Source organism: Haloterrigena gelatinilytica, from assembly GCF_013342145.1.
In the GTDB taxonomy this organism is placed as follows: domain Archaea; phylum Halobacteriota; class Halobacteria; order Halobacteriales; family Natrialbaceae; genus Haloterrigena; species Haloterrigena gelatinilytica.
Map to the genome: position 1 here is coordinate 3,763,396 of NZ_JABUQZ010000001.1, position 23,398 is coordinate 3,786,793.

Below are 23,398 nucleotides of genomic sequence, written 5' to 3' on the forward strand. Positions count from 1 at the left end.
GCCGCGATCTACGGCCGCGTCGGCCTTGAGTCTCCCCGCCGGCGTCTCGAGACCGTCGCTCCGCTCAGCGCTCGCGGGTCACGCCCGCTCCCCGCTCGCCGTACCGAGATCTTCGCTTCGATCGGATCTCGCCTCTCAGCCGTCGAACTCCCACTCCCGAAGCGCCTCGCGGACGAGGTCGTCCTCGACCCCTCTGAACAGTTCGTCGCTGCCGCCGTGGTCGCCGAACTCCCAGTCGCGGACGGTCACCGCGGGAACCCCGCCCGCGCCCTCGCCGGTGACGAGATTTGCGGCGGCCGCGAGTTCGTCGACCACCGACTGGACGGTGACGCCGAGTTCGTGGCCGTCGCGGTCCTCTTCGCCCCGCCAGTCCCGGCTCGCGGGCATGCCGGCCCAGCCGATCGCGACACCGGTCTGGCCGTGTCGGAACGGCCGCCCGCAGGTGTCCGTGACGATCACAGGGACGTCCTCGTAGCCCCGTTCCTCGAGTCCCGCGCGGATGCGCTCGGCGCTCTCGCTGGGCTTTCTGGGCAGGAGGAGGATGTCGTGGTCCGGTACGTTCGACCGATCGATCCCCGCGTTCGGGCAGATGTGGCCGAATCGCGTCTCGGCCAGCAGGAACGGGACGTCGATCAACAGCTCCGCGCTCTCGTCTAAGACGGCCTGCGCGAACCGCGGGTCCTTCTCCTCGCCGGCGATCTCCTCGATCCGGTCGGCGATCTCCTGTGCGCGGCCGCTGACGGGGTAGTCCTCGAGGTCCGCTAGTCGTCCCTCGGCCTTCGAGACGATCGTGCTCGCGACGGTGAGCACGTCGCCGGGCTCGAGATCGGCCCGCTCCGCGACGAGTTCGGCGATATCGTCGCCGGGACGGACCTCGGGCAGGCCCGTCACTGGTTCGAGTTCCATACTCGAGGGTGGGAAAGCGACGACAAAAGGGTGATTAAACGTATCGGTGCCGCGACCGTGACGCGCCGCACGCGCTCGTTCGCCGTCGCCGTCGTGCCCCGCTACCGCACTCCAGGCCGCCGGTTTCGGCCGGTCAGTGACGGTCGCGTTCGACCAGCGACCCGCCCTCGATGCCGTCCACCTCGAGCCCCGCGGCGCCGCAGACGTCCCACAGGGTCGCGCCGTTGCTCGTGAGTACCGGTACCCCCAGTTTCGACTCGAGTTCGCCGACGGCCGCGAGCGAGCGGTAGTTCGTACAGGAGACGAAGACGGCGTCGAGTTCGTCGCCGTCACCACCGCCGTCGACGCACTCGAGCACCTGCCGGACCGCGTCGTCGGGGGTCAGCGCGCCGATCTCCGTGTTCGCCTCGAGGCCGCGGCCGTCGATCGAGGCGACCGCGAACCCCGCGGCCTCGAAGAACTCTCGCTCCTTCGCGTCGAGATCGGCGGTGTAGGGCGTGACGACCGCGATCCGCTCGGCGTCGAGGGCCTCGAGGGCGCGGACGACCGAGCGGGCGGTCGCGACCGCGGGGACGCCGGCCGCTTCCGAGAGGCGGTCCTCGAGTTCGGCGTCGAACCCCGGCCCGTGGAGCAGGCTGCCGGTCGTGCAGGCGTAGGCGACGGCGTCGACGTCGGCGTGGCCGAGCAGTTCGGCCGCCCGCGCCGCGTCGTCGCTCATCGCGTCGAGTTCGCCGACGGTCACCGCCTCGAGCGCCATGCGCGCGCCGTGGACGGTGACGTCGTCGGGGAGCGAACGGCGGAACTCCGGTTCGGCCGTCGTGTTCGAGGAGGGGACGATCAGTCCCAGTCGGCCGCGCACGTCGGCGGTGTCGGGAGCGTCGGCGTCGGTCATCGGTCACTCACCCCCCGTCTCCCTCGCCGTCCGCGTCGGTCGTCTTCCCGGCCGCGCGATCCGCCTCGAGCGCGTCCGCGTCGCGCTCGGCGGGATCGCCGTGGCCGCCCCCGCCGGGCGTTCGGACGGTCACGGTCGTTCCCGCCGCCACGTCGACGGTCGTCTTCGCGGCGACTTCCTCGCCGTCGATCAGGTTCTCGCCGGTCGCGCCGCTCTCGCCGCCGGCGACGCCCTTTGGCGCGTGACGGCGGCGCTCGGTCAGCAGCGACACCGTCGCCGGCTGCTCGACGGTGACGGTGCGCTCGAGGCCCAGCCCGCCGCGCTGGCGGCCGCGACCGCCGCTTTCGGGCCGGAGCGCGTAGCGCTCGACCCGGAGCGGATACTCGGTCTCGAGGGACTCGACGGGCGTGTTCAGGGTGTTGGTCATGCCGACCTGGACGCCGTCCATCCCGTCGCGATCCGCTCGCGCGCCGAAGCCGCCGCCGATCGTCTCGTAGTAGGTGAAGGAGCCGTCGCGGGCGCCGATGGTCAGGTTGTTCATCGTCCCCTGTCCCTGGGCCGGCACGCGGTCGGGCGCCGCCTCGGCGAACGCGGTGAAGACCACGTCGGTCACGCGCTGGCTGGTCTCGACGTTGCCGCCGACGACGGCGGCGGGCGACTCGGGGTTCAAGAGCGTCCCTGCGGGCGCGCGGACGTCGACCGGCTCGTAACAGCCGTGGTTCGGCGGGATCTCGGGATCGGTGATACAGCGGACGACGAAGTAGACCGCGCTCTTCGCGACGGCCAGCGGCGCGTTCAGGTTCCCGTCGAGTTGGCCGTCGGTGCCCGCGAAGTCGACGTCGATCGTCGCGCCGTCGATCGTGACCGCGACCGTGATCTCGACGTCCTCGTCGGTGACGCCGTCGCCCTCGAGGACATCGGTCGCCTCGTAGGTGCCGTCCGGAAGCTTCCGGATTTCGTCTTCGATCCGCTCGCGCGAGTAGTCGATGACGGCGTCGAATCCCTCGAGGACCGTCTCGCGGCCGTGCTCGTCGAACAGCGCGGCGAGGCGTTCCTCGGCGCGCTCGTTGGCCGCCTGCTGGGCCCGGAGGTCGGCGCGGCGCTCGCCGGGGTTGCGGACGTTCGCGAGCACGAGCGAGCGGACCTCTTCCCGGGGCTCGCCGCCCTCGACGATCCGCGTCGGCGGCAGGCGAAGCCCCTCCTGGTAGATCTCCTGGGCGCCGGCGGGCATGCTGCCGGGGGTCATCCCGCCGACGTCGGCGTGGTGGGCCCGCGAGACCGCGTAGCCGACGATATCGCTCTCGTCGCCCGCACCGTCCGCGCCGTCGACGCCGGGCGCGATCGGCGACACCATCGTCACGTCCGGCAGGTGCGTCCCCCCTCGGAAGGGGTCGTTCAGGATGAACACGTCGCCGGGTTGGGGGTCGTACTCGAGGACGGCGTCGACGGCCGCGGGCATCGCGCCCAGGTGGACGGGAATGTGCTCGGCCTGCGCGATCATCCGCCCTTCGGCGTCGAACAGGGCGGTCGAGCAGTCCCGGCGCTCCTTGATGTTCGGCGAGTAGGCGCCGCGGATCAGCGTCTGGCCCATCTCTTCGGCGACGCTCTCGAGCTGGTTGCGCAGCACCTCGAGGGTCACCGGATCGATGCCGTCGGCGTCCGTCGCGTTCGATTCGTCAGGTTCGGTCGTCGCGTCCGCGGTCTCGTTGGTATCTGGCGTCATTGGGAATCACCCCCTCGCGTCATGACGAGGGTGCCGTCCGCGAGGATCTCGCCCGCCCAGGTCGGCGGGACGACGGTCGTGCTCTCGGCCTGCTCGAGGATCGCCGGACCGGAGACCGTCGACCCGGCCGCGAGGCGGTCTCGGTCGTACACCGTCGCCTGCCGCGGCTCGGTGCCGGCGCCGGGGAAGTGGGCCTCCCGCGTCCCGACGCGCGCGTCGCCCGGCCCCTCGTGGCGGACGGTCGGCTCCGATCCCGGCACGGTCGCCGTCGCGCGGAGGTTGACGACCTCGACGGCCTCGTCTAACGCGTAGCCGTACGCGCGCTCGTGGGCCTCGTGGAACCGCTCTGCGACGGTCTCCGCGTCGAACTCCTCGTCGGCGGGGACGGTCAGTTCGAAGCTCTGGCCCGCGTAGCGGCAGTCGGCCGCGCGTTCGACCCGCGCCGCGTCGGGGTCGGAGGCGTCGGCGAGGACGTCCGCGACGAGGTCGTCGTAGACGGCCTCGATATTCGCGGGATCGGCGGTCGCGAGATCCGCGCCCACCGTCCGAACGGCGTCGTAGCTCTCGTCGGCCGCGAGCAGGCCGAAGGCCGAGAGGACCCCGCCCGGTCGCGGGACGACGACGCGGTCGACCTCGAGCGAGTCGGCCAGCGTCGCGGCGTGCATCGGACCCGCGCCGCCGAACGCGACGAGCGCGAACTCGCGGGGGTCGTGACCGCGCTCGACGGTCACCGAGCGGATCGTCCGCGTCATCGTCGCGTTCGCGACGCGGTAGACGCCGCGGGCCGCCTCGAGCGCGCTCTCGAGACCGGCCTCGTCGGCCAGTCGCTCGAGGGCCTCGCGGGCCGCCTCGACGTCGAGGGTCATCTCGCCGCCCAGCGCGGTCTCGGGGCCGATGTAGCCCAGCACGACGTTGGCATCGGTGACGGTGGGTTCGGTGCCGCCCTTGCCGTAACAGGCGGGGCCCGGGTCGGCGCCCGAGGAGCGGGGCCCGACGCGGAGCGCGCCGCCGGCGTCGACCCAGGCGATCGAGCCGCCGCCCGCGCCGACCGTGTTGACGTCGACCATCGGCGTTCGGATCGGGAGGCCGTCGATCTCGGCGTCGGTCGTCCGCTCCGCGCGGCCGTCCCGGACGAGGCTCACGTCGCTCGAGGTGCCGCCCATGTCGAAGGTGACCAGCCCCTCGACGTCCTCGTCGTCGACGGTCGCCGCGGCGCCGACGACGCCCGCGGCCGGACCGGAGAGCGTCGTCGTCACGGCGTGGTCCCGAACCGTCTCGGGGTCGGCGATGCCGCCGTTGGCCTGCATGATCCGCGGCGCCGGCACGCCGGCGTCCTCGGATTCCTCGACCAGCCGACCGACGTAGCGGTCGATCGCGGGCCGCACGTAGGCGTCGACGGCCGTCGTCGACGTGCGCTCGAACTCGCGGAACTCCGCGAGCACCTCGTGGGACGCGGAGACGGGGACGTCGAGTTCCTCCCGCAGCGTCTCGACGACGCGCTCCTCGTTTTCGGGGTCGGCGTAGGCGTGCAGCAGCGAGATCGCGACGGCCTCGACGTCCCGTTCGCGCAGCGTCGCCGCGAGGTCTCGGACCTCGTCGGGATCGACCGCCTCCTCGACGCCGTCGGCCGTCGTCCGCTCGCTCACTTCGAAGCGCCGCTCTCGGGGCACCAGCGGCTCGGGTTTCTCGGCCTCGAGGTCGTACAGATCGGGGCGGTCCTGCCGGCCGATCTCGAGGACGTCGCGGAAGCCCGCGGTGGTCACGAGGGCGGTCTTCGCGCCGCCGCGCTCGAGCAGGGCGTTGACCGAGACGGTCATCGCGTGGGCGAACTCGTCGATCTCGGCGGGGTCGATCCCCGCGTCGTCGCAGGCCTTGCGCAGGCCCTCGAGGACGCCGACGTGCTGGGGATCGGTCGAGGGTACCTTCGCGGTGACGAGGTCGTCCTCGACCGAGAGAGCGACGTCGGTGAACGTCCCGCCGACGTCGACGCCGATTCGGGTGGCGCCGTCGGCGGATTCGGAGCTATCGCCGCCACCGTCGCTCGAGGCGGGCGCGCCGCCGTCGGTGCGGAGCGTACGGCGGTCCGTTTCGGCGGTCGATGCGGTTCGCGTTTCGTCTGCGTTGTCCGTCTTCGGGTTCGAGTTCGTCTCTGTCATTCGTTCAAAGGAGCAAGACGTCGTAGAGCGTTCGGAGGCCGATACCGATCACGACGACCGCGACGAGTCCGCCCAGCACGTTCTGGAGGGTGCTGTTCGTGTACTCGCCGAGCAGTTCGTCGTTGTTCATCGCGTAGATGAGGAAGACCGCGAGGATGGGCAACAGGAGCCCGTTGGCGACCTGCGCGAAGACGATGACCTCGACGGGGTTGTAGTCCAGCGCCGAGAAGAGGATGCCGATGCCGATGATCGTCAGCCAGATCGCGCGAAAGCGGGTCGATTTGAGGTCGCGCTCCCAGCCGAGCGCGCCGGCGGTGGCGTAGGCGCCGGCCAGCGGCGCGCTCATCGAACTCGTGAAGCCGGCCGCGAAGAGGCCGATCGCGAAGAACGTCAGCGCGTAGCCGCCGAAGACCGGCTCGAGTTGGTCGGCCATCTCGCCGACGTCGCTGATCTGGGTTCCCTCGGGGAACACCGCGGCCGCGGTGACGACGATCGCCGTCGTGATGACGCCGCCGACGGCGACCATCGCGATCGTGTCAGTCCGACACTCCGCGAGGTCCGCGGCGCCGTCCCACCGCTCCTGGACGGTGCTCGCGTGCAGGAACAGATTGTAGCCGACGACGGTGGTCCCGACGAGACCGGCGATCAGGTACGCCGAGCCCTCGGGGACCGTCGGCACGAGGCCGCCCGCGAGCGCCGTCGGGTCCGGACGGACGATAATCGCGTTGAGCACGAACGCCAGGCCCATCACGATGACGAGACCGATGAAGACCCGCTCGATCAACTTGTAGCTGCCCGTCCACAGGAGGCCGGCGGCGACCAGCCCCATGATCGGGCCCCAAATGTTCTCGCTGATGCCCGTGATCGTCGCCAGGCCGGCGGCGCCGCCGACGATATTGCCGGTCTGGAACGCCGCCGTCCCGATCCCGATCGCGCTCACGACGAGCGCGATCGTCACGCCCCTCGCGAGCGGGTTCGAGAACTCGTTTCGAAACGCTTCCCCCAGTCCCTCCTTCGTGATCAGGCCGAGCCGCGCGCTCATCTCCTGGAGCACCATCGTCGCCAGGATCGAGAACGCGATCGTCCACACGAGCAGATACGCGTACTCCGCGCCGATGACGCTCGCGGTCGTGACGGTTCCCGGTCCGACGAACGCCGCCGCCACCAGCGCTCCGGGCCCGATCGCCTTGAGTCGGTCTACAATGCCCATGATACGTGTACACATATGACCCTCGGCGAGAGGACCAAAATGGTTGTTAAGAATCGCACACACGAGCCGACGACTCGCTCGACCCCGTTCGACCATCGTATGAAATCGTATGAAGCCGTTCGATCGATGTTCGAATCCGCCGTTCGGTGCCCGAACGCGAAGGGAAGAGGGAACACGACTGCAACTCGTTCGCCGAGGCCGCTGAACCTCAGTCGCCTCCGCCTTCGGTGACGATCACCTTCGAGACGCCCCGTTCGATCTCGATTTCGGTGGGCATGTCGACGGTGCTGCGCTCGAGGAACCGGGTCATGAACCAGCGGATCGCTTCCGACGGGAAGACGATGTGGTAGACGTCGTCCTCCTCGCGGCGCACCTCGAGGAAGCCACAGAAGGAGAGCCACTCGAGCACCTCGCCGACGCTCTCGAACCGCTGGGCGTACTCGCGGGCGTGGTAGTCGGAGACGCGGTCGGCCGCCGCCACGAACTCCGGATCCGGATCGCCGCCGTCGTAGCAGTGCTCGAGGAAGGCGTGGAGGAAGTCGACGTCCAACAGCACGTGTTCGCCGGAGGTCAGCATCCGGTAGTACTGCTCTAAGTTGTCGCTCGGCCGGCCGCTCGCGGCCTCGAAGTTCGCCGCGTAGAACGTCAGCGCCCGGCGAACGAGTTCGCTCTGTCCGTGGTTGGTCTCGGACAGCAGCGTCTCGAGGGCCGCGTGCGAGTCTTCGTCGAGAGATACCGTGACACGTTCGGTCATGCCACGAGGTAGAACGCGAAACGGGTATAGTTCACGGGATTTGCCGGCGCGAAGACAGTCACTCGACCACTCCGCTACCTCGGCGCTCCGTCGCGGCGCTCAGCCGGTCCGTTCTTCGACCGCGAGCGAGCCGTCCTCGACGGTCGCGACGAGCATCGTCGCGCGGTCGGCGGGGCTGGCGCCGGTCGCGCTCCCGGGATTGAGTACCCGAACGCCGTCGACCGTCGTATCGACCACCTCGTGGGTGTGGCCGGCGACGGCGACGGGGTCCTGGTCTCCGTCTCTTTCGCTTCGAGCGGTCTCGACGACGCGCTCGTGCCAGCCGCGCGGCGACCCGGTGCCGTGGGTGACGACGAACGTCACGCCGTCGACTGCGAGGGTCGCCGTCGTCGGGACGTCGATCGTCGCGGGATCGGTGTTGCCGCGGACGGCCGTCAGGTTCGCGGGGCCGCCCGCGAGGTCGACCAGCCGCTCGTAGGCCTCGTTCGAGTCGAAATCCCCCGCGTGGATCGCGTGGTCGGCGCGCTCGATCTCGTCGACGACCCAGTCGGGGATCGATCGCTCTCGAGTGGGGACGTGCGTATCGGAGACGATCGCGACGCGTGACCGTGCCATGGACGAGGGTACGGCGTCCGGTCCCGAAAGCGATTCCCTCCGGGCGGCCGTTGCCTCGCGTATGAGCGAGTTACCGGGCTCCGGGCGCGATCGCGACGGCGACGAGTCCGCCAGCGACGAATCGGACGTAGCGCACGTCGTCACCGCCTTCCTGCGAAACCGGGGCGACGTCCTGCTGTTGCGACGCAGCGACGCCGTCGGGACGTATCGGGGCCAATGGGGCGGCGTGTCGGGGTTCGCGGAGGGGCAACCGGACGAGCAGGTTCTCATCGAAATCCGCGAGGAGACCGGCCTCGAGGCCGCCGACGTCTCGCTCGTCCGGTCCGGACGCCCCGTCGAGTTCGAAGACGCCGACCTCGGACGCGAGTGGGTCGTCCACCCGTACCTGTTCGACTGCGAGACCCGCGAGATCGAACTGAGCGAGGAACACGACGCCGTCGAGTGGGTTGCCCCGACGGCGATGCTCGACCTCGAGTCCGGGCTGGACGCCGAGAACGCGCACGAGACCGCCGCTGGAGACGAAATCGACGTGACGGTCCCCGAACTCTGGACCGCCTACGAGCGCGTCGCGCCGACCGTCCGCTCGATCGCGGCCGACGACGAACACGGCGCCGCCTCGCTGTCGATCCGCGCGCTCGAGGTGCTGCGCGATCGGGCGGGACTGCTCGTCGCCGAGCGTGGCGAGGCGACGTCGTCGCCTCGGGACGACGAACGGGGAACCCGTGAGTCCGACGCCGATCCCGAGGGCGAGTGGGACGAACTCGCCGAACTCGCCGGTCGGTTGCTCGAGGCGCGCCCCTCGATGGCCGTTCTTCGGAACCGGATCAACCGGGTGATGGCCGAGGCGACCGACGGCGCAGAGGGTGACGACGCCGCTGCCGGTGCGCCCCGCGTCCTCGAGTCGGCGCTGTCGAACGTCGACCGCGCGCTGGCGGCCGACGAAGACGCCGCGGCGAACGCCGGCGAGCGGATCGACGGCTCCGTCATGACGCTCTCGCGGTCCGGGACCGTCTTCGAGGCGCTCCGCGACGGCGACCCGTCCCGCGTGTTCGTCGCCGAGTCCCGGCCGGCCCGGGAAGGGCTCGACGTGGCCGAAGCGCTGGCCGCGAGCGACGACGTCGACTGCCCCGTAGCGGTCCACACCGACGCGGCAGCGGCGCACGTCCTCTCGAGCGAGGGCGTCGACCGCGTCGTCGTCGGCGCCGACACGGTGCTCCCCGACGGTGCCGTCGTGAACAAGACCGGCACCCGCGGGCTGGCGATCGCCGCCGCCCGCGAGGACGTGCCGGTCTCGGTCGTGGCCGCCACCGACAAGGTCTCGACGCGCGAGGGCGTGAACCTCGAGTCCGGCGATCGATCGGCGGTCTACGACGGCGAGGCGGCGGTCGACGTGCTGAACCCGACCTTCGACGTGACGCCCGCCGACTGCGTCGACGAGATCGTCACCGAGCGCGGCGCGCTCGAGGCGGCGGACGTCGGGGACGTGGTCGAAGAGTTGCGAGGGCTCGAGACGTGGCGAACCGATAGCGAGTTGACGGGCCGAGAAACGACAGACCGAAACCTTTCGAGGGAGTAGCGACTCCCGGCGGCCGTGACGAAGTGTTACCCCCTCCGAGCCCCTTGTGACGAGGATTTTCCCCGAGCCGCCACTTCGTTCGACGACAAGTGCGCAGTGTCGCGATAGGTGTCGATTCGCTTCGAGAGCGACCGCTCGAATCTCGCCGTAGTCGATCTCCGCAGCACCGTTGGCGCATCTTGCCGTTCGACCAAACCTTCAACTCCGGCTCGAGCGTATCGCCGGCTATGCAGTTCGAACTCGAGCGCCTCGGCGTACACGACTCGGTCGAAGCGGTGTTTCCGCCGTCGGAACTCGCGGACTATCTCTCGGACCTGCCGATCGCGGTCGGCGTGATCGGCGACGACGAGATCGCGGCCTGCGACGCCGTGGTCACCTTAGAGCACCGCGAGGCGTTCCTCGAGGTCGACTGGGTGCACTCCATTCAGGCTGGCGTCGACCGATTTCCGTTCGACGAGTTCGAAGCCGACGACGTGATCCTGACGAACAGCACGGGCATCCACGACCGATGGGTCGGCGAGACGGTCGCGGGCTACCTGCTCTCGTTCGCGCGGCGGCTCCACGTCCACGTCGCGAACCAACAGGAACGGCGCTGGGACCAGCCCGAGTGGGACGAGGGCTTCACGCTGTCCGGGACCACGGCCTGCGTGCTCGGCACCGGCACCCTCGGAAGCGGCGTCGCCGAGGTGCTCGGTTCGCTCGGCGTCCGCGTCACCGGCGTCCGCCGTTCCGCGGAGCCCGTCCCCGGCTTCGAGGAGGTCTACGCGACAGACGACCTGCTCGAGGCCGTCACCGACGCCGAGTTCGTGATCGTGACGCTGCCGCTGACCGACGAGACGCGCCACCTCGTCGACGCCGACGTCTTCGAGGCCATGCGCGCGGACGCCTACTTCGTCAACGTCGGCCGCGGCCCGGTCGTCGACGAGGCGGCGCTGATCGACGCCCTCGAGTCGGAGACCATCGAGGGTGCGGCGCTGGACGTCTTCGAGACCGAACCGCTCCCCGAGGAGTCGCCGCTGTGGGAGTTGGACGAGGTGATCGTCACGCCCCACTGCGCCGCCTTCACCGAGGACTACTTCCGGGCGGTCGGTGACATCGTCCGCGAGAACGTCTCGCGGCTCGAGTCCGGCGAAGAATTCCACAACCGCGTCGTCTGACCAGCGCTCGGGTGACGGCCGATCGTCGTCCGACTCAGTGCTCGGTGGACCGACGGGAGACGGCGGCACCCACGAGACCGACCGTCGCGACCGCGCTCGACCTCGTCAGGATCGCTCGTCGTCGCGTCGCCGATTCGAGAGGAGATACCCTGCGGTACCGAGGCCGGCGAGCGTGCCGGCGACCCCGAATCCCGGCAGCGAATCGTCGTCGCTCTCGTCGGATTCTCCACCGGCTCCGTCGGTCTCGTCGCTCTCACTCGGATCCGCGGCGGTCCCGTCGCCGTCCCCCGCCCGGTCCTCGAGATCGGCCAGCGCCGTTCGAAGCGTCACGATCTCGAGGTCGCGCTCTTTCGCCGCCCGAATCGCGAACCGGATCCGTTCGGGGGTCGTCTCGTCGAACTGGCTGTGACCGACCGCGATGCCGAGGGCGTCGTTCGCGGCGACGTCGTCGAAGAAGGCCTCGATCTCGGCTTCGCTCACCGCGTGCCCGTCGATGCTCGAGCGACCGAGCGCGTGCGGATCGAGTCCCTCGAGCGCGTTCACTCCGTCGCCGCCGCGGTTCGCGAACGCGGCGTAGTGGTCCCGAACGAGGTCCTCGACCAGCCCGTCGCTGCGACCGAACGGCGAGACGAACCCGTCGACCTCGACGCCCAACTCCTCGAGCGCGTCCTTCGAGCCGACGACCTCGTCTCGGATCCGGTCCTCGGTGAAGCGGACGTACGCGGTCTCCGCGTCGAACGACTCGCCGATCGGCTCCGCGAGGTCGAGGTAGATGCCGGTGTCGTCCCGGTCGCCGCCGGCGACGGCGTTCTCGACGGTTCGATCGCCGTCGCTGATCACGATCTCCTCGCCCTCGTATTCGGCGAGGAAGCTCCCGTCGAGATAGAGCCGTTCGTCGCCGGCCGCGGCCGGCGCGGTCAGATAGAGGTTGCCGACCGCGACGTGACTCGCGGTGTGGGCCATGATCTCCCAGCCCGCGTCCTCCATTTCCCGCAGGTGTTCCGGGAGCAGCCCCCATGAGGTGTCGACGTGGTCGACGACGGCCGCACTACAGGCGGGGACGCCCTCGTCCTGATGGACGGGGAACGTGTCCGTCCAGTCCTCGCGCCAGCTATCGTCGTAGACGAACACGACGCGACCGTTCGTGTCCGATCCGGCGGAACCGACGACCGCTCCGGTGCCGGCGGTCCCGAGTCCGGCCACCGTCAACGCGCCCGCCGCGCCGAGCCGGCAGACGTCTCGTCGGCCGAAACCGCTCATGGTCGGCAACCTCGATCGTCGCCCGTAGTGCGTTCGTTCCGCCGAAGCAGTGGAGTAGATCGATCGGTCCGTACGCGACTGTCCATGATCTCGTCTTCGAGATCTCGGGCCGTTATTATTATACGGTTAAGTGCAGTAGAACGGGCGAATTCGGGGTTCGGTCCGAGCCCGATTTGTTCGCCGACCGCGTTCTACGTCCGACGATGACTTTCCCTCGGCTCTCGCTCCGCGAGGCGACGTCCGCAGACGCCGCGTCGATCGCCGCCGTCCACGAGGCGTCGATTCGCGTCCTCGGCAGCGACGGGTACGACGACGAGCAGGTCCGGGCGTGGCTCTCGAACGTCCATCCCGAGCGGTACCCGCTCGAGCAGGACGGATTCCGCGTCGTCGTCGCCGACCACGAGGCCGACGGCGTCGTCGGATTCGGCCTGCTCGACTGCGAGCCCGCCGGCCGCGGCGATCCGTCGACCGGCGAAATCGGGGCCGTCTACGTCCACCCCGATCACGCGCGCCGGGGCATCGGTCGGGCGATCCTCGAGACGCTCGAGTCGGCCGCCCGCGATGCGGGCCTCGAGTCGCTCGTGCTGACCGCCTCGAGAAACGCCGTCGGGTTCTACGAGCGACAGGGCTACGCGGGCGTCGAGACGGTTCGCCTCGAGATGGAAGACGGCGTGGCGCTGGCGTGTCTGGAGATGCGAAAGGCAGTGGTGTAGGACGCCGATTCGGCCGGGTCGTTCGCTGCAGGACGATGCTACCCGGTGCTTTTCGACCGTGGTGGCCCTACGATCGCGTATGGATATCGGACTCGGTCTCCTCACCGCCCAGCAGCGACCGGACGACGACCGTTCGACCGCGGCGATCTACGAGGAACTCTTACGTCTCGGCGAGGCGGCCGACGACGCGGGACTCGATAGCGTCTGGACCTCGGAACATCACTTCGCCGACGACGGCTACCTGTCGGGGACGATTCCGACGCTGGGCGCGCTCGCGGGACGAACGGACGATATCGAGGTCGGATCGGCCGTCGCACTCGCGCCCTTCTACGACTCGGTCCGACTCGCGGAAGATTCCGCGACGATCGCCGCGCTCTCGGACGATCGGCTGACGCTCGGCCTCTCGATCGCCTACTGGGACCGCGAGTTCGAGAACTTCGGGATTCCCAAAGCCGAGCGCGTAGAGCGGACCGAAGACGCCATCGCAGTCCTGCGAAACGCCTGGGAACCCGGCCCGCTCGAGTACGACCCCGAGTACCACGCTATCGATCCCGAGACGGAAGTCACGCCGACGCCGGACGAGTCCCCGCCGATCGTCCTCGGCGGACTCGCGAAACCCGCCGTCAGGCGCGCGGCCCGGCTGGCCGACGGCTGGTGTGCCAACGAGATGCTGTCGCTCGCGGACGTCCGAACGCGCATGGACGACATCGAACGGGTCCGCGACGAGGAGGGGATCGACGGCGAGTTCACGACGTATCTCATTCGATACGGGTTCGTCGGGGATTCGAAAGCTGACGCGTGGGAAACGATGCGAGACGGCTACTTCTACCAGCAACGGAAGTACGCCGACTGGATGGAAGACGAGTCGGTCGACGCCCTGTCCGACGAGCGGAAAGCGGAACTGAAAGAGGACGCGATCTTCGGGACGCCCGAGCAGGTTCGCGAGGAACTCGCGGACTACCGCGAGGAATTAGGCGACGACGTCCACGTCATCTTCCGGTCGTACTGTCCCGGCATCGGAACGGACGAACTGCTCGAGTCGGTCGAACGCCTCGGAACCGAGGTCGCGCCGGCGTTGTGACGATACCCGTTCAGTAGCGGAGGTGAGCGCAATTCACGGGCGCGAGCGAGGCCAACGGCTGAGCGAGCGGGCCGACGACCGACGTGGAGAGCGCGGCGCGCTCGGAACGGAGGGAGGAGTGCTTTTGATCGGAATTTTGCCGAGAGCGCGACGGAGTCGCGCTCGCAGAGTGAAATTTCGTTAGAAGAACTTGAACAGATCGTCCCGGTTCTGCTCGTGCAGATGGGTGCGGACGGCCTCGTTGAGGGAGCTGATCTGGCCGTTCTTGGCGGTGATCGGCGCGATGGTCTCCTGCCACTGTTTCCACGGCGGGTAGAGTCCGAGCCGGTCGCAGAGTTCGTTCAGGCGCTCGTCCTTCTCGTCGACCTTGTCCATCTTGTTGACGGCGACGACGGTCGGGACGTCGACGTCCCGCAGGAAGTGGAACATCTCGACGTCGTAGGGGATCTCGTCGGGGCCGGAGTGACGGTCGATGATATCGACGGCGCTCTTGCCGTCGACGACCAGAACCCCGACGAGGATGTTGTCGGCGTACTCCTCGACGTACTGGACGATGTCGGTCTTGATCGCCTCGCGGTACTCCTCGTCGACCCCGCTCATGAAGCCGAAGCCGGGGAGGTCGGTGACGACGAAGTCCTCGGCCGCCCAGTCGTAGTGGTTTGGTTGGCGCGTGACGCCGGGTTTGCCGCCGGTGTCGAACTTGTGCCCCGTAATCTCGCGCATGAGCGTGGACTTGCCCACGTTCGAGCGACCGACGAGGACGACTTCCGCCTCGCGGTCGGGACGCGTATCGAACATACGCCGTCGTAGGGGCGTCGCGGGTTTATACGTCGTGATCGGCCCCGCGGACTAGACGACCGTCACGACGAGGACGCCGCCGACCATCGACGCGACCGCGAGCGCGGCGGTCGCGACGAGTCGGGTCCGCGACGGCGACGCCTCGAGGTCGACGTGACGGCTGTCGCGGGCGGTCTGGACGCCGAACCACGCGATCGAACTACAGCCGACGAGCAGCGCCGCGTCCGCGAACTGGGCCGTGGTCGCGCCGCCGTCCCAAAGGCTTCGAACGGTCGAGACGGCGACGACGAGCGCTGCGAGGACGTCCGCGGTGCCGACGAGGACGTTCCACGGGAGTGTTACCGGACCGAGCGCGACCGCCTCGCGGACGCCGCCGACGATCGATAGGACTGCGGCGACGACGAGTCCGGCCAGCAGCACGGCCGTCATCGGGTCCGCGACCGCGTCGCGTCCGAACGCGGCCAGATATCCGCCGGTCACGACCAGCAGCCCCGTGCCAAACCACGGAGCGAAGCGCCGAATCATGTCTGTGGGTTGAATTGATCGGCGGAAGTAGCTATCGGTTCGATCGGTCGGCGCCGGTTTGCGATCGATCCGTCGTGGTGAAACCCGACGCCTGCGCGGCGAAAGCGCCCCAAGTTATGAGCCCGGGGGTACTCACCCACCTACGTGCGGCTCGTTCAGTTGACGGTACCGACGGGGAAGCGGGAGACGATCCTCGAGGAGCTCGACGACCGGGGGATCGACTACGTCCTGACCGACGAGGAGAGCAATCGGGGGTACACCGCGGTCGTCTACTTCCCGCTGCCGGATCCGGCCGTCGAACCGGTGCTCGACGAGCTCCAGGACGTGGGCGTCGACGAGGACGCCTACACGGTCGTCGTCGACGCGGAGACGGTCGTCTCGCGGCGCTTCGAGGCTCTCCGCGAGGAGTACGAGAACGGCGACGTCGAGACCGACCGCATCTCGAGACAAGAGCTGCAGTCCGAGGCCGATTCGCTGACGCCGACGTTCGCGGTCTACGTGATTATGACGGTCATCAGCGCCGTCGTCGCCACCGCGGGACTGTTCCTCGACTCGCCGGCCGTCGTCGTCGGGTCGATGGTGATCGCGCCGCTGATCGGGCCGGCGCTCGGGCTGAGCGTCGGCTCGGTGATCGACGACGAGGAACTGTTCAAGGAGAGCCTCGTCTACCAGATCCTCGGGATCGTCCTCGCGATCGGCGCGGCGGCGATCTTCGCCCTGCTAGTCAGGGTAACCAACATCGTGCCGCCGGGGCTCAACATCAGCACGGTCGGCGAGATCTCCGAGCGGCTCGCGCCGGACCTGCTCTCGCTGGCGATCGCGCTGGGCGCCGGCGTCGCGGGGATCATCAGCATCGCGACGGGAACCGCCGTCGCCCTGGTCGGCGTCATGATCGCGGCGGCGTTGATCCCGCCGGCCGCGGCAGCCGGCATCGCGATCGCGTGGGGCGAACCCGCCGCCGCCATCGGCGCGACCGTGCTCGTACTGGTAAACGTGCTCTCGGTGAATCTCGCCGGGCTCCTGACGCTGTGGTGGGCCGGTTATCGCCCGGAAAACCTGTTCTCGCTCGGCGAGACGGAACAACGCGTTCGCAGGCGAGTGCTCGGACTGGCCGTGATCGTCCTCGTCTTCGCCGTCTTCCTCGGGGCCATCACCTACTCGTCGTACACCGTCTCGACGTTCGAGGAAAACGCCAACGACGAGGCCCAACGCGTCCTCTCCGAGGAGGAGTTCGCCGAGTACCAGCTCCTCGAGTTCGACGTGGTTATGGACGAGAGTTATCCCTTCATCGGGCCGCAACGCGTCGTCGTCACCGTCGGCGGCCCGCCAGGCGAAGCGCCGCCCGAGCTGGCCGATCGGTTACACGAGCGGATCAACCAGCACACGGACGAGGAGGTCGACGTCCAGGTCAGGTACGTCGGGCTCCTCGAGCGCTGAGCCGCCCATTCTGATCGATTTCGCTCTCGCGCTCGCTCCGACTCCGGTCGCCGGCGACCCGGAGGTCGACGGCCGGTAGGATTATCCCGTTCCCGGCCCGTCGTTTCGTCGAACCCTCCGCCGATGGTCCGAGCCTCCGTCGTCCAGTTACTGTTGTTCACCGCCGCGATCAGCGCCGCGACGCTGTTCGCGGGCAGCATCGCCACGGAGGCCGGGCTGTACGCCCAATCCGTCGAGGACGAGGGCGCACGGGACGTCGCGACGATCGACGGCGAAATTTCGCTCATCAACCATCCCGAGGCCGGGACGACGTACAACGAGACCGCCGACAACGTGACGATATACGCCAAGAACGTCGGCGGCGGCTCGCTCGAGGCCGACGCCGCCGACCTCCTGATCGACGGCGAGTACGTGCGGTCCGTCGAGACCAGCGTTCTCGAGCGAGGGGACTCCCTCTGGCGCGAGGGGGCGGTCCTCGAGCTGACCGCACCGGCGTCGCTCGATCCGGGGATCCACCGCGCGGTCGTCGACGCCGACGGCGCCCGGGATCGCCTCGAGTTCGAGCACCGAATCGCTTACTGGACCAGCCCGGACGGACAGAACGGGACCGCCGACGACTGTACCGCGGAGAACTGTACCGTCTCCCTGAGCGAGAGCGGCGGCGAACTGACGCTCGAGATGGCGACGGAACTCGACCAGCCGAACGAATCGGTCGCGTACGCGAGTTCCAACGAGACCGTCGCGACGGTCGACCCCGAGAACGGGACGACCGACGCGGCTGGAACCGACTCGACGACGCTCTACTTGCACGAAACCGGTGAGACCACCGTCACGCTCGACGTCGGGTGGGACACCGACGAGATCCTGATCCGCGTCGAGGAGTAGCCGAACCGAATCGCGGCGACGGGATGCTATCGGAGACTCCGCTCACCGATCGCGGAGGCGCTCGAGGCGGCTCAACGGCGAGCTTTCCGCGGCGTCGTCCGCGTTCGAGTCCGACCGGTCGTCGTCGCCGCCGTCCGTCTCCGTTTTCCGTCCGCGCCGCTCGAGCCGGCGTCGAATCCAGGCTCGCGGCCCGCCGATCCGGTTCACGAGGTACGTCGGGAAGTAGCAGACCAGCGCGCCCAGCGTCAGGTAGAACGCGGCCCACTCGTACTGCCCCGTTCGGACCGACTCGAGGCCCAGAAAGAACATCGGGCCGGCCATCGAGAAGCCGGCGGCGGTCTGGAGCATCCAGAGGAGTCCGGGGCCTCTCATCGGTGCGGGAGCCGTCGGGTCACTCCTCGAAGGGGAGTTCGGGCTCGTAGTCGACCGCCTCGATGGCCGCCTCGAGCACCGTCTCGACGTCCTCCCCGGTCTCGACGCTCATGGTGTAGTCGGCGTCCAGTTCCTCGAGCAGGTCCTCGTCCCAGACCTCCCGGCGGTCGATCTTGTTCGCGACGGTGAGGACCGGAACGGACTCGAACTGGTCGACGATCGAGTCCCGAAGCTCGAGCTGGGACTCGAGGGGATAGCCGCACTCGCCGCTGGGATCGATCATCACGAGCATGCAGTCCGCGAGGTGCTCGATGGCGCTGACCGCCTGGGACTCGATCTCGTTGCGCTCGGCCGGCGGACGGTCGAGCAGCCCCGGCGTGTCGACGAGCTGGTACCGGAGGTGCTCGTGCTCGAAGTGTCCGAGGCCGATCCCCTTCGTGGTGAAGGGGTAGGAGGCGGTCTCGCCGCGGGCGCTGGTGACGTCGTTGACGAACGAGGACTTGCCGACGTTGGGGTAGCCGGCGACGACGATGGTCGGCTCGTCGGGGTCGATCTCCGGCAGATCCCGCAGGTCGTTTCGCGACTCGTTGATGTACAGGAGGTGGTCGTCGATCTGCTCGACGATGTCCGCGAGCCGAGCGAAGGCCTGCTTGCGGTGCTTGCGCGCGGTGTCCACGTCGGTCTTGCGCAGGCGGGGCTGGTACTCCTCGTGGATTTCGCGGGCCTTACGGCTGGCCCACATCACTTCGGAGAGGCTCTGGCGGAGTTTGTCGACGTCGACGATCGCGTCCGCGAGTTCGTAGTAGAACGGGTGGGCGTCGTACTCGAAGTCCGGCCACGCCGTCACGACGTTCTCTAAGTTGTCCGAGATGATGTTGGCCGCCGTCTGGAGCATCGACTGCTGGGCTTCGAGGCCGCGTTTGGCCTTGCCGGCCCGCGCCGCCCGCGAAAATGCCTTGTCGATCAGCTCTTCCGACGTGGGCGTCGTCGGAAGGTCTTCGAAAATCATAGCGATACGTACGACGCGCGCTCTTAAAAGGTCGTTCGTTATCGCGCGACCGGTTCCGGTCGGCGGATTCGCCGCGGTCGTCCTGCGAACCCGGGCCACTGATGAACGGTCGCAGTATACGCGCCGTCTCCTTATCGTCGCTCGGCCCCTCTCTCTCTGTATGACCAACTGGCGCGCCGTGTTTATCGGCTTCCTGCTCGCGACCGTCCTCGGAATCGTCGGCCTCGTCGTCCCCGGCATCGGCCAACTCGCCGCGGGGCTGATCGGCGGCTTCGTCGCCGGCTACGTGGCCGGCGGCGGCCTCGGCAGCGGCCTCTGGCACGGACTGCTCGCGGGCTCGCTCGGCGGCATCATCGGCGGCCTCCTGATCGGCGTCGCCGTCGGCCTCGCCGGACTCGCGCTCGGCCCAATCGGGGGCGCGATCTCCGGCGCCGCCGGCCTCGGTATCTTCGCGCTCGCCGTCGCGATCTCGCTGGTGATGGCCCTCGAGAGCGCGCTCGCGGGGGCCGTCGGCGGCGTTCTCAACCCGTGACCGTCATCGGGACGGTCATCGATACGGGCAGCAGTCACGGTACCGAAATGAGGTAGATAACTGACAATATTTCCGCTATTACCGTATCCGATAGCTTCTGTTTTCTGCTCGCCGGCAGTTCAGTCGGAGTCTCGAGGTCGAACGTTCATCTCTCCTCGAACGCCCTATAGTCAGAATAAGTGAGTTTAATGATAACAGTTATATCTCGACAATAGACAGGAAGGTGTATGAATCGACGCGAGTATCTCGCGATGGGAGGTATCGTGGTGAGCGGCACGCTCGCCGGCTGTAGCGAAACCAGCGCGGACGATCCTGACGATACCGAGGACGGAGGCAACGGCGAGGAGTCGGGAGAGCCGTCGTTCACCGATATCGGAATCTCGACGGCGGGGTCGACGACCGTCGACGGCGAGTTCACGGTGACGGTATCCGCGACCAACGAGGGCGGTGCGGCCGGCGACTACGAGGACGAACTGGTCGCTACCGAGGGGCCGATCGACCTCGAGGAGTCGGTCGAACTCACCGATGTCGCCCCCGACGAGACGGCGACGGCGGATTTCGGTCCGTTCTCCGTCGACCACGTCACCGAGTGCGCGTTCGAACTCTCCGAGGCCGACGTCGACCACGAACTGTCGATCGAACCGCTGACCGCCGCGGTCGGTGAGACGCTCTCGCTCGGCGACGGGCTTCGAGCGACGCTGACGGACGTCCGCTACCAATCGAGCCTCTTCTACGAGGAGTACGTCTCCGAGCTGTTCGCGACCCAGAACGCGGGACGCGTCTTCACCTCGCCCGACGATGCAACGCTCGTCGTCTTCGAACTCGAACTCGAGAACGTCGGTACGAGCTCCGTATCGCTCTCGCCGGCGGAGTTCGCGTTCAGCGAGAGCGAGTTCTACACGTCGCTGGCGGATCAGTCCCTCGAGAGCGCGGTCATCGATGACGACCCACTGGTCGGGAGCGGCGAAACGCTGCTCGGAACGGGCGTCACCGTCGACTTCTGGCTGCTGGGTCAGCTCGAGTCGACGGCCGCCGCCGGGACGGCGACCCTCGACTACCACCGCACGTCGGAGTCGGCAGCGGATCTCCAGTGGGAACTACCGCTCGAGGGCGAGGACGGGCCGGCCTTCCCCACGTTCGAACTCGAGTCCGTCGACGCGCCGGCCGAGGCGTCGGGTGCCTACGATATCACCGCGACGATTCGGAACACGAGCGACGTCGACGGCCGATTCCGAGGCGTCTTCCAGTACGAAAACGACGACGAGTGGTGGGAACTGACGTCGGCGACGAAATCGCGACTCGACGTCGGTATCGCCGCCGGCGAGAGTCGCGAGATCCGTGTCACGAACGAGAGCAGTTCGAGCGGCGAGTACACGTACCGACTCGCCCCGTTCGACGACGAGTGGGTGACGACCCTGTCCTCCTGAATCGGTCGCCGGACGGCGGCACTCTCGCCGACTGTGGAGGCGACTGATACCGACGTTTCGAGATCGTCCGGACGTTCAAAACGGTCCTCCTTAACGCGCATACCAACGGAATCCGGTGCAGAACGTCGAGTTCTCCACTGTCGCAGTGTTCGACGGCGTCAGAGGCTGAGCGGGATCGTTCCGTTCGTCGCGATGATCGTCAGTCGCGGACCGAGAATGGACTCGAAGCGATGGCCTACGAGCTTCCGGCGGCCGTGGGCTGCAGCGAAAATGAGAACGCCGACCCCTCGCCGGGCTCGGACTCGACCCAAATTTCGCCGCCGTGGCGCTCGACGATGCGCTCGCACAGCGCGAGGCCGATTCCCGTCCCGTCGTACTCCTCGCGACTGTGGAGACGATCGAAGATGTCGAAGATGCGGTTCTGTTCGTCGGCCGGGATGCCGATTCCGTCGTCTTCGACCGTGATCACCCACTCCCGGTCGCGTCGTTCGGCGTCGACGTGGACGCGGGGCGGTTCGTCGCCGCTGTACGTGATCGCGTTCGACAGCAGGTTCTGGAACACCTGTCGCAACTGACTGGCGTCGCCCTGGACGCGGGGCAGCGAATCGGCGGTGATCGTCGCGTCGGACCCCTCGATCCGCATGCGGAGGTCCTCGCGGACGCTCTCGAAGACGTCCTCGAGGGCGACCGGTTCCAGCGGATCGCCCTGCGTCTCGACGCGGGAGTACGCCAGCAGGGCGTCGATCATCTCGCGCATCCGATCGGCGCCGTCGACGGCGAACGCGAGGAACTCCTCGCCCTCCGCGTCGAGGGCGTCCTCGTATCGGTGCTCGAGCAACTGGAGATAGCTCGAGACCATCCGGAGCGGTTCCTGCAGGTCGTGGGAGGCGGCGTAGGCGAACTGTTCCAGTCGCTTGTTCGACTCCTCGAGACGGTCGTTGGACCGCTCGAGTCGGCGTTCGCGCTCGTCGCGCTCGAGTTCGTAGCTGACCCACTGGCCGATCAGGTCGAGAAAGGCGTAGTCGGCGTCGGTGAACTCCCGGTCTCGACCGTCGGTATCGGAGAAGCACACCGATCCGTAGACGCCGTCGCCGTCGGTCACCTTCGTGCCGAGATAGCAGCCCAGATCGTACTCGCGGTAGAGCGGATCGTCGTCCCAGCCGACCGCCGTGACGTCCTCGACGCCCAGCGGCGTCTCCATCGTGATCGTTCGCTTACAGTAGTTACCCGGGTTCGCCGAGACCCGCGCGGTGCCCTCCTCGAGGGCCGTCCCCTGGGTCTTGACGACGCGGAACTCGTCGCCCCGTTTCTCGAGGAGGAATCCCATCTCGAGGTCGAACCGCTCGCGACCCAGATCGAGCAGGCGCTCGGTCTTCTCGTCGAACGAGAGATCGCTGTCGGCGGTGATCTCGTACAGCTTCTCCTGCGATCGCCTGTGTTTCCGTCGCTCGAGCTCGTAGTTCACCCACTGTCCCATCAGGTCGAGGAAGGTGCGCTCGGCGTCCGTGAACGGGCGGGTGCGCGGCTCGGTGGTCGTGAAGAAGAACAAGCGGTCGTGCCCGTTATCGACCTCGATGTGCGTGCCGAGATACGCTTCGAACCCGAGCTCCTCGTACGCGTATCCGTCGTAGCCTTCCGCGACGGGATCGGTGATGGTCACGGGGCCGTCCGCGCCGTACGCCGCCCCGCAATACGTTCCCGATAGCGGCGGTTCGAGCCCGGGCCGAAACGGACCGCACTCCTCGCTCGTGTATTCGACTTCGAGCCGGTCGTCGTCGGGGAAGACCTTGGCCATGCCGCCGACGTCGAGGCCGAACTGCTCGCTCCCGAGGTCGAACAACGCCTGTAACTTCTCCTCGAAGGTGCGCGCGGGATCGGACGTGATCTCGTAGCTCTCCTGCAGGTAGCGAACGCGTCGCTGCTGTTCCAGTTCGTAACTCAACCACTGTCCCATCAGGTCGAGGAACGTGCGCTCGCCGTCGCTGTAGGATCGGTCCCGCGGCGATTCGGAGCCGAAACACAGCGTCCCGTACTCCTCGCCGCCAGCGTGGACGGTCGTCGCGAAGTAGGCGTCGAGGCCGAACCGCTCGTAGGCGGGGTCGTCGGTCCAGCCGACCTGAGGTCCCGCAGGAGCCGCTCGTGGCGGCGCTGCTCGAGTTCGTACTTGACCCACTGGCCCATCAACCGCAGGAAGGTCCGCTCCCGATCGGAGAACGCGCCGTCCGACGGATCCGAGGAGGTGAAGAAGAACGTCCGATCGAGATCGCCCTCGATCGGGATGCAGGTGCCGAGATACGCCCGCACGTCGTCGGACGCGCGGGACTTCTGTTCCGGCAGTTCGCCGGTGACCGTCGACAGTTCGGTCGGCAT

21 protein-coding genes are annotated in these 23,398 nt (G+C 68.3%); 8 read left to right on the plus strand and 13 right to left on the minus strand.

Annotated features, from left to right (window positions below):
* Positions 1 to 135: 135 nt before the first annotated feature.
* The 7 genes from HTZ84_RS18675 to HTZ84_RS18705 all read right to left on the minus strand — a co-directional run bounded on the left by HTZ84_RS18675 (position 136) and on the right by HTZ84_RS18705 (position 8,256).
* Positions 136 to 906, minus strand: coding sequence for a coenzyme F420-0:L-glutamate ligase (locus HTZ84_RS18675; RefSeq protein ID WP_174682050.1), 771 nt, complete (start codon positions 904 to 906; stop codon positions 136 to 138).
* Positions 907 to 1,039: 133 nt separating this feature from the next.
* Positions 1,040 to 1,798 (minus strand): maleate cis-trans isomerase family protein, encoded by a 759-nt coding sequence (locus tag HTZ84_RS18680; protein ID WP_174682051.1) that lies wholly within the window; start codon positions 1,796 to 1,798, stop codon positions 1,040 to 1,042.
* Positions 1,799 to 1,805: 7 nt separating this feature from the next.
* Positions 1,806 to 3,521, minus strand: coding sequence for a hydantoinase B/oxoprolinase family protein (locus HTZ84_RS18685; protein ID WP_174682052.1), 1,716 nt, complete (start codon positions 3,519 to 3,521; stop codon positions 1,806 to 1,808).
* Positions 3,518 to 5,677 carry a hydantoinase/oxoprolinase family protein gene (locus HTZ84_RS18690; protein WP_217468243.1) on the minus strand — a complete coding sequence of 720 codons (2,160 nt, stop codon included), beginning with the start codon at positions 5,675 to 5,677 and terminating at the stop codon, positions 3,518 to 3,520. Before HTZ84_RS18690 ends, HTZ84_RS18685 begins: the two co-directional genes overlap by 4 nt.
* A 4-nt stretch (positions 5,678 to 5,681) precedes the next feature.
* On the minus strand, positions 5,682 to 6,887 hold the full coding sequence (locus HTZ84_RS18695; RefSeq protein WP_174682626.1) for an Nramp family divalent metal transporter: 1,206 nt from the start codon (positions 6,885 to 6,887) through the stop codon (positions 5,682 to 5,684).
* Positions 6,888 to 7,095: 208 nt separating this feature from the next.
* Positions 7,096 to 7,641 carry a ribbon-helix-helix protein, CopG family gene (locus tag HTZ84_RS18700; protein WP_174682053.1) on the minus strand — a complete coding sequence of 182 codons (546 nt, stop codon included), beginning with the start codon at positions 7,639 to 7,641 and terminating at the stop codon, positions 7,096 to 7,098.
* A gap of 99 nt (positions 7,642 to 7,740) precedes the next feature.
* Positions 7,741 to 8,256 carry a metallophosphoesterase family protein gene (locus HTZ84_RS18705; protein WP_174682054.1) on the minus strand — a complete coding sequence of 172 codons (516 nt, stop codon included), beginning with the start codon at positions 8,254 to 8,256 and terminating at the stop codon, positions 7,741 to 7,743.
* On the opposite strand from HTZ84_RS18705, the gene HTZ84_RS18710 reads away from it, so the two are divergent.
* Positions 8,255 to 9,832, plus strand: coding sequence for an NUDIX domain-containing protein (locus HTZ84_RS18710; RefSeq protein ID WP_174682055.1), 1,578 nt, complete (start codon positions 8,255 to 8,257; stop codon positions 9,830 to 9,832). The genes HTZ84_RS18705 and HTZ84_RS18710 overlap by 2 nt on opposite strands.
* A gap of 227 nt (positions 9,833 to 10,059) precedes the next feature.
* Entirely contained in the window at positions 10,060 to 10,989 is a 930-nt protein-coding gene (gene ddh / locus HTZ84_RS18715; RefSeq protein WP_174682056.1) for a D-2-hydroxyacid dehydrogenase, read from the plus strand.
* Between the two features lie 105 nt (positions 10,990 to 11,094).
* On the opposite strand, the gene HTZ84_RS18720 is transcribed toward ddh, so the two are convergent.
* Positions 11,095 to 12,249, minus strand: coding sequence for a polysaccharide deacetylase family protein (locus tag HTZ84_RS18720; RefSeq protein WP_174682057.1), 1,155 nt, complete (start codon positions 12,247 to 12,249; stop codon positions 11,095 to 11,097).
* 203 nt (positions 12,250 to 12,452) lie between these two features.
* Between HTZ84_RS18720 and HTZ84_RS18725 the strand changes: the two genes are divergently transcribed.
* Both HTZ84_RS18725 and HTZ84_RS18730 read left to right on the plus strand, forming a co-directional pair.
* A complete protein-coding gene (locus tag HTZ84_RS18725) occupies positions 12,453 to 12,962 on the plus strand; it encodes a GNAT family N-acetyltransferase (RefSeq protein ID WP_174682058.1) in 510 nt (169 codons plus the stop codon).
* A gap of 79 nt (positions 12,963 to 13,041) precedes the next feature.
* Positions 13,042 to 14,043, plus strand: a complete 1,002-nt coding sequence (locus HTZ84_RS18730) for an LLM class flavin-dependent oxidoreductase (RefSeq protein WP_174682059.1) — start codon at positions 13,042 to 13,044, stop codon at positions 14,041 to 14,043.
* 180 nt (positions 14,044 to 14,223) lie between these two features.
* Here HTZ84_RS18730 and engB read toward each other — a convergent pair whose 3' ends face one another.
* Both engB and HTZ84_RS18740 read right to left on the minus strand, forming a co-directional pair.
* Positions 14,224 to 14,841 (minus strand): GTP-binding protein EngB, encoded by a 618-nt coding sequence (engB, locus tag HTZ84_RS18735; RefSeq protein ID WP_174682060.1) that lies wholly within the window; start codon positions 14,839 to 14,841, stop codon positions 14,224 to 14,226.
* A gap of 51 nt (positions 14,842 to 14,892) precedes the next feature.
* Positions 14,893 to 15,366 carry a hypothetical protein gene (locus tag HTZ84_RS18740; RefSeq protein WP_174682061.1) on the minus strand — a complete coding sequence of 158 codons (474 nt, stop codon included), beginning with the start codon at positions 15,364 to 15,366 and terminating at the stop codon, positions 14,893 to 14,895.
* A 144-nt stretch (positions 15,367 to 15,510) separates the two neighbouring features.
* On the opposite strand from HTZ84_RS18740, the gene HTZ84_RS18745 reads away from it, so the two are divergent.
* Together HTZ84_RS18745 and HTZ84_RS18750 are read left to right on the plus strand one after the other, a co-directional pair.
* On the plus strand, positions 15,511 to 16,803 hold the full coding sequence (locus HTZ84_RS18745) for a TIGR00341 family protein (RefSeq protein WP_174682062.1): 1,293 nt from the start codon (positions 15,511 to 15,513) through the stop codon (positions 16,801 to 16,803).
* Between the two features lie 123 nt (positions 16,804 to 16,926).
* Positions 16,927 to 17,688 (plus strand): flagellin, encoded by a 762-nt coding sequence (locus HTZ84_RS18750; protein ID WP_174682063.1) that lies wholly within the window; start codon positions 16,927 to 16,929, stop codon positions 17,686 to 17,688.
* A 42-nt stretch (positions 17,689 to 17,730) separates the two neighbouring features.
* Here the strand turns inward: HTZ84_RS18750 and HTZ84_RS18755 are convergent, their stop codons facing one another.
* Both HTZ84_RS18755 and HTZ84_RS18760 read right to left on the minus strand, forming a co-directional pair.
* A complete protein-coding gene (locus HTZ84_RS18755) occupies positions 17,731 to 18,060 on the minus strand; it encodes a hypothetical protein (RefSeq protein WP_174682064.1) in 330 nt (109 codons plus the stop codon).
* 19 nt (positions 18,061 to 18,079) lie between these two features.
* Positions 18,080 to 19,069 carry an NOG1 family protein gene (locus HTZ84_RS18760; protein ID WP_174682065.1) on the minus strand — a complete coding sequence of 330 codons (990 nt, stop codon included), beginning with the start codon at positions 19,067 to 19,069 and terminating at the stop codon, positions 18,080 to 18,082.
* A gap of 160 nt (positions 19,070 to 19,229) precedes the next feature.
* Between HTZ84_RS18760 and HTZ84_RS18765 the strand changes: the two genes are divergently transcribed.
* Positions 19,230 to 19,601, plus strand: coding sequence for a DUF5518 domain-containing protein (locus HTZ84_RS18765; RefSeq protein ID WP_174682066.1), 372 nt, complete (start codon positions 19,230 to 19,232; stop codon positions 19,599 to 19,601).
* Between the two features lie 227 nt (positions 19,602 to 19,828).
* Entirely contained in the window at positions 19,829 to 21,028 is a 1,200-nt protein-coding gene (locus HTZ84_RS18770) for a hypothetical protein (RefSeq protein WP_174682067.1), read from the plus strand.
* A gap of 235 nt (positions 21,029 to 21,263) precedes the next feature.
* Here the strand turns inward: HTZ84_RS18770 and HTZ84_RS22930 are convergent, their stop codons facing one another.
* On the minus strand, positions 21,264 to 23,201 hold the full coding sequence (locus HTZ84_RS22930; RefSeq protein WP_174682068.1) for a GAF domain-containing sensor histidine kinase: 1,938 nt from the start codon (positions 23,199 to 23,201) through the stop codon (positions 21,264 to 21,266).
* Between the last annotated feature and the right edge of the window lie 197 nt (positions 23,202 to 23,398).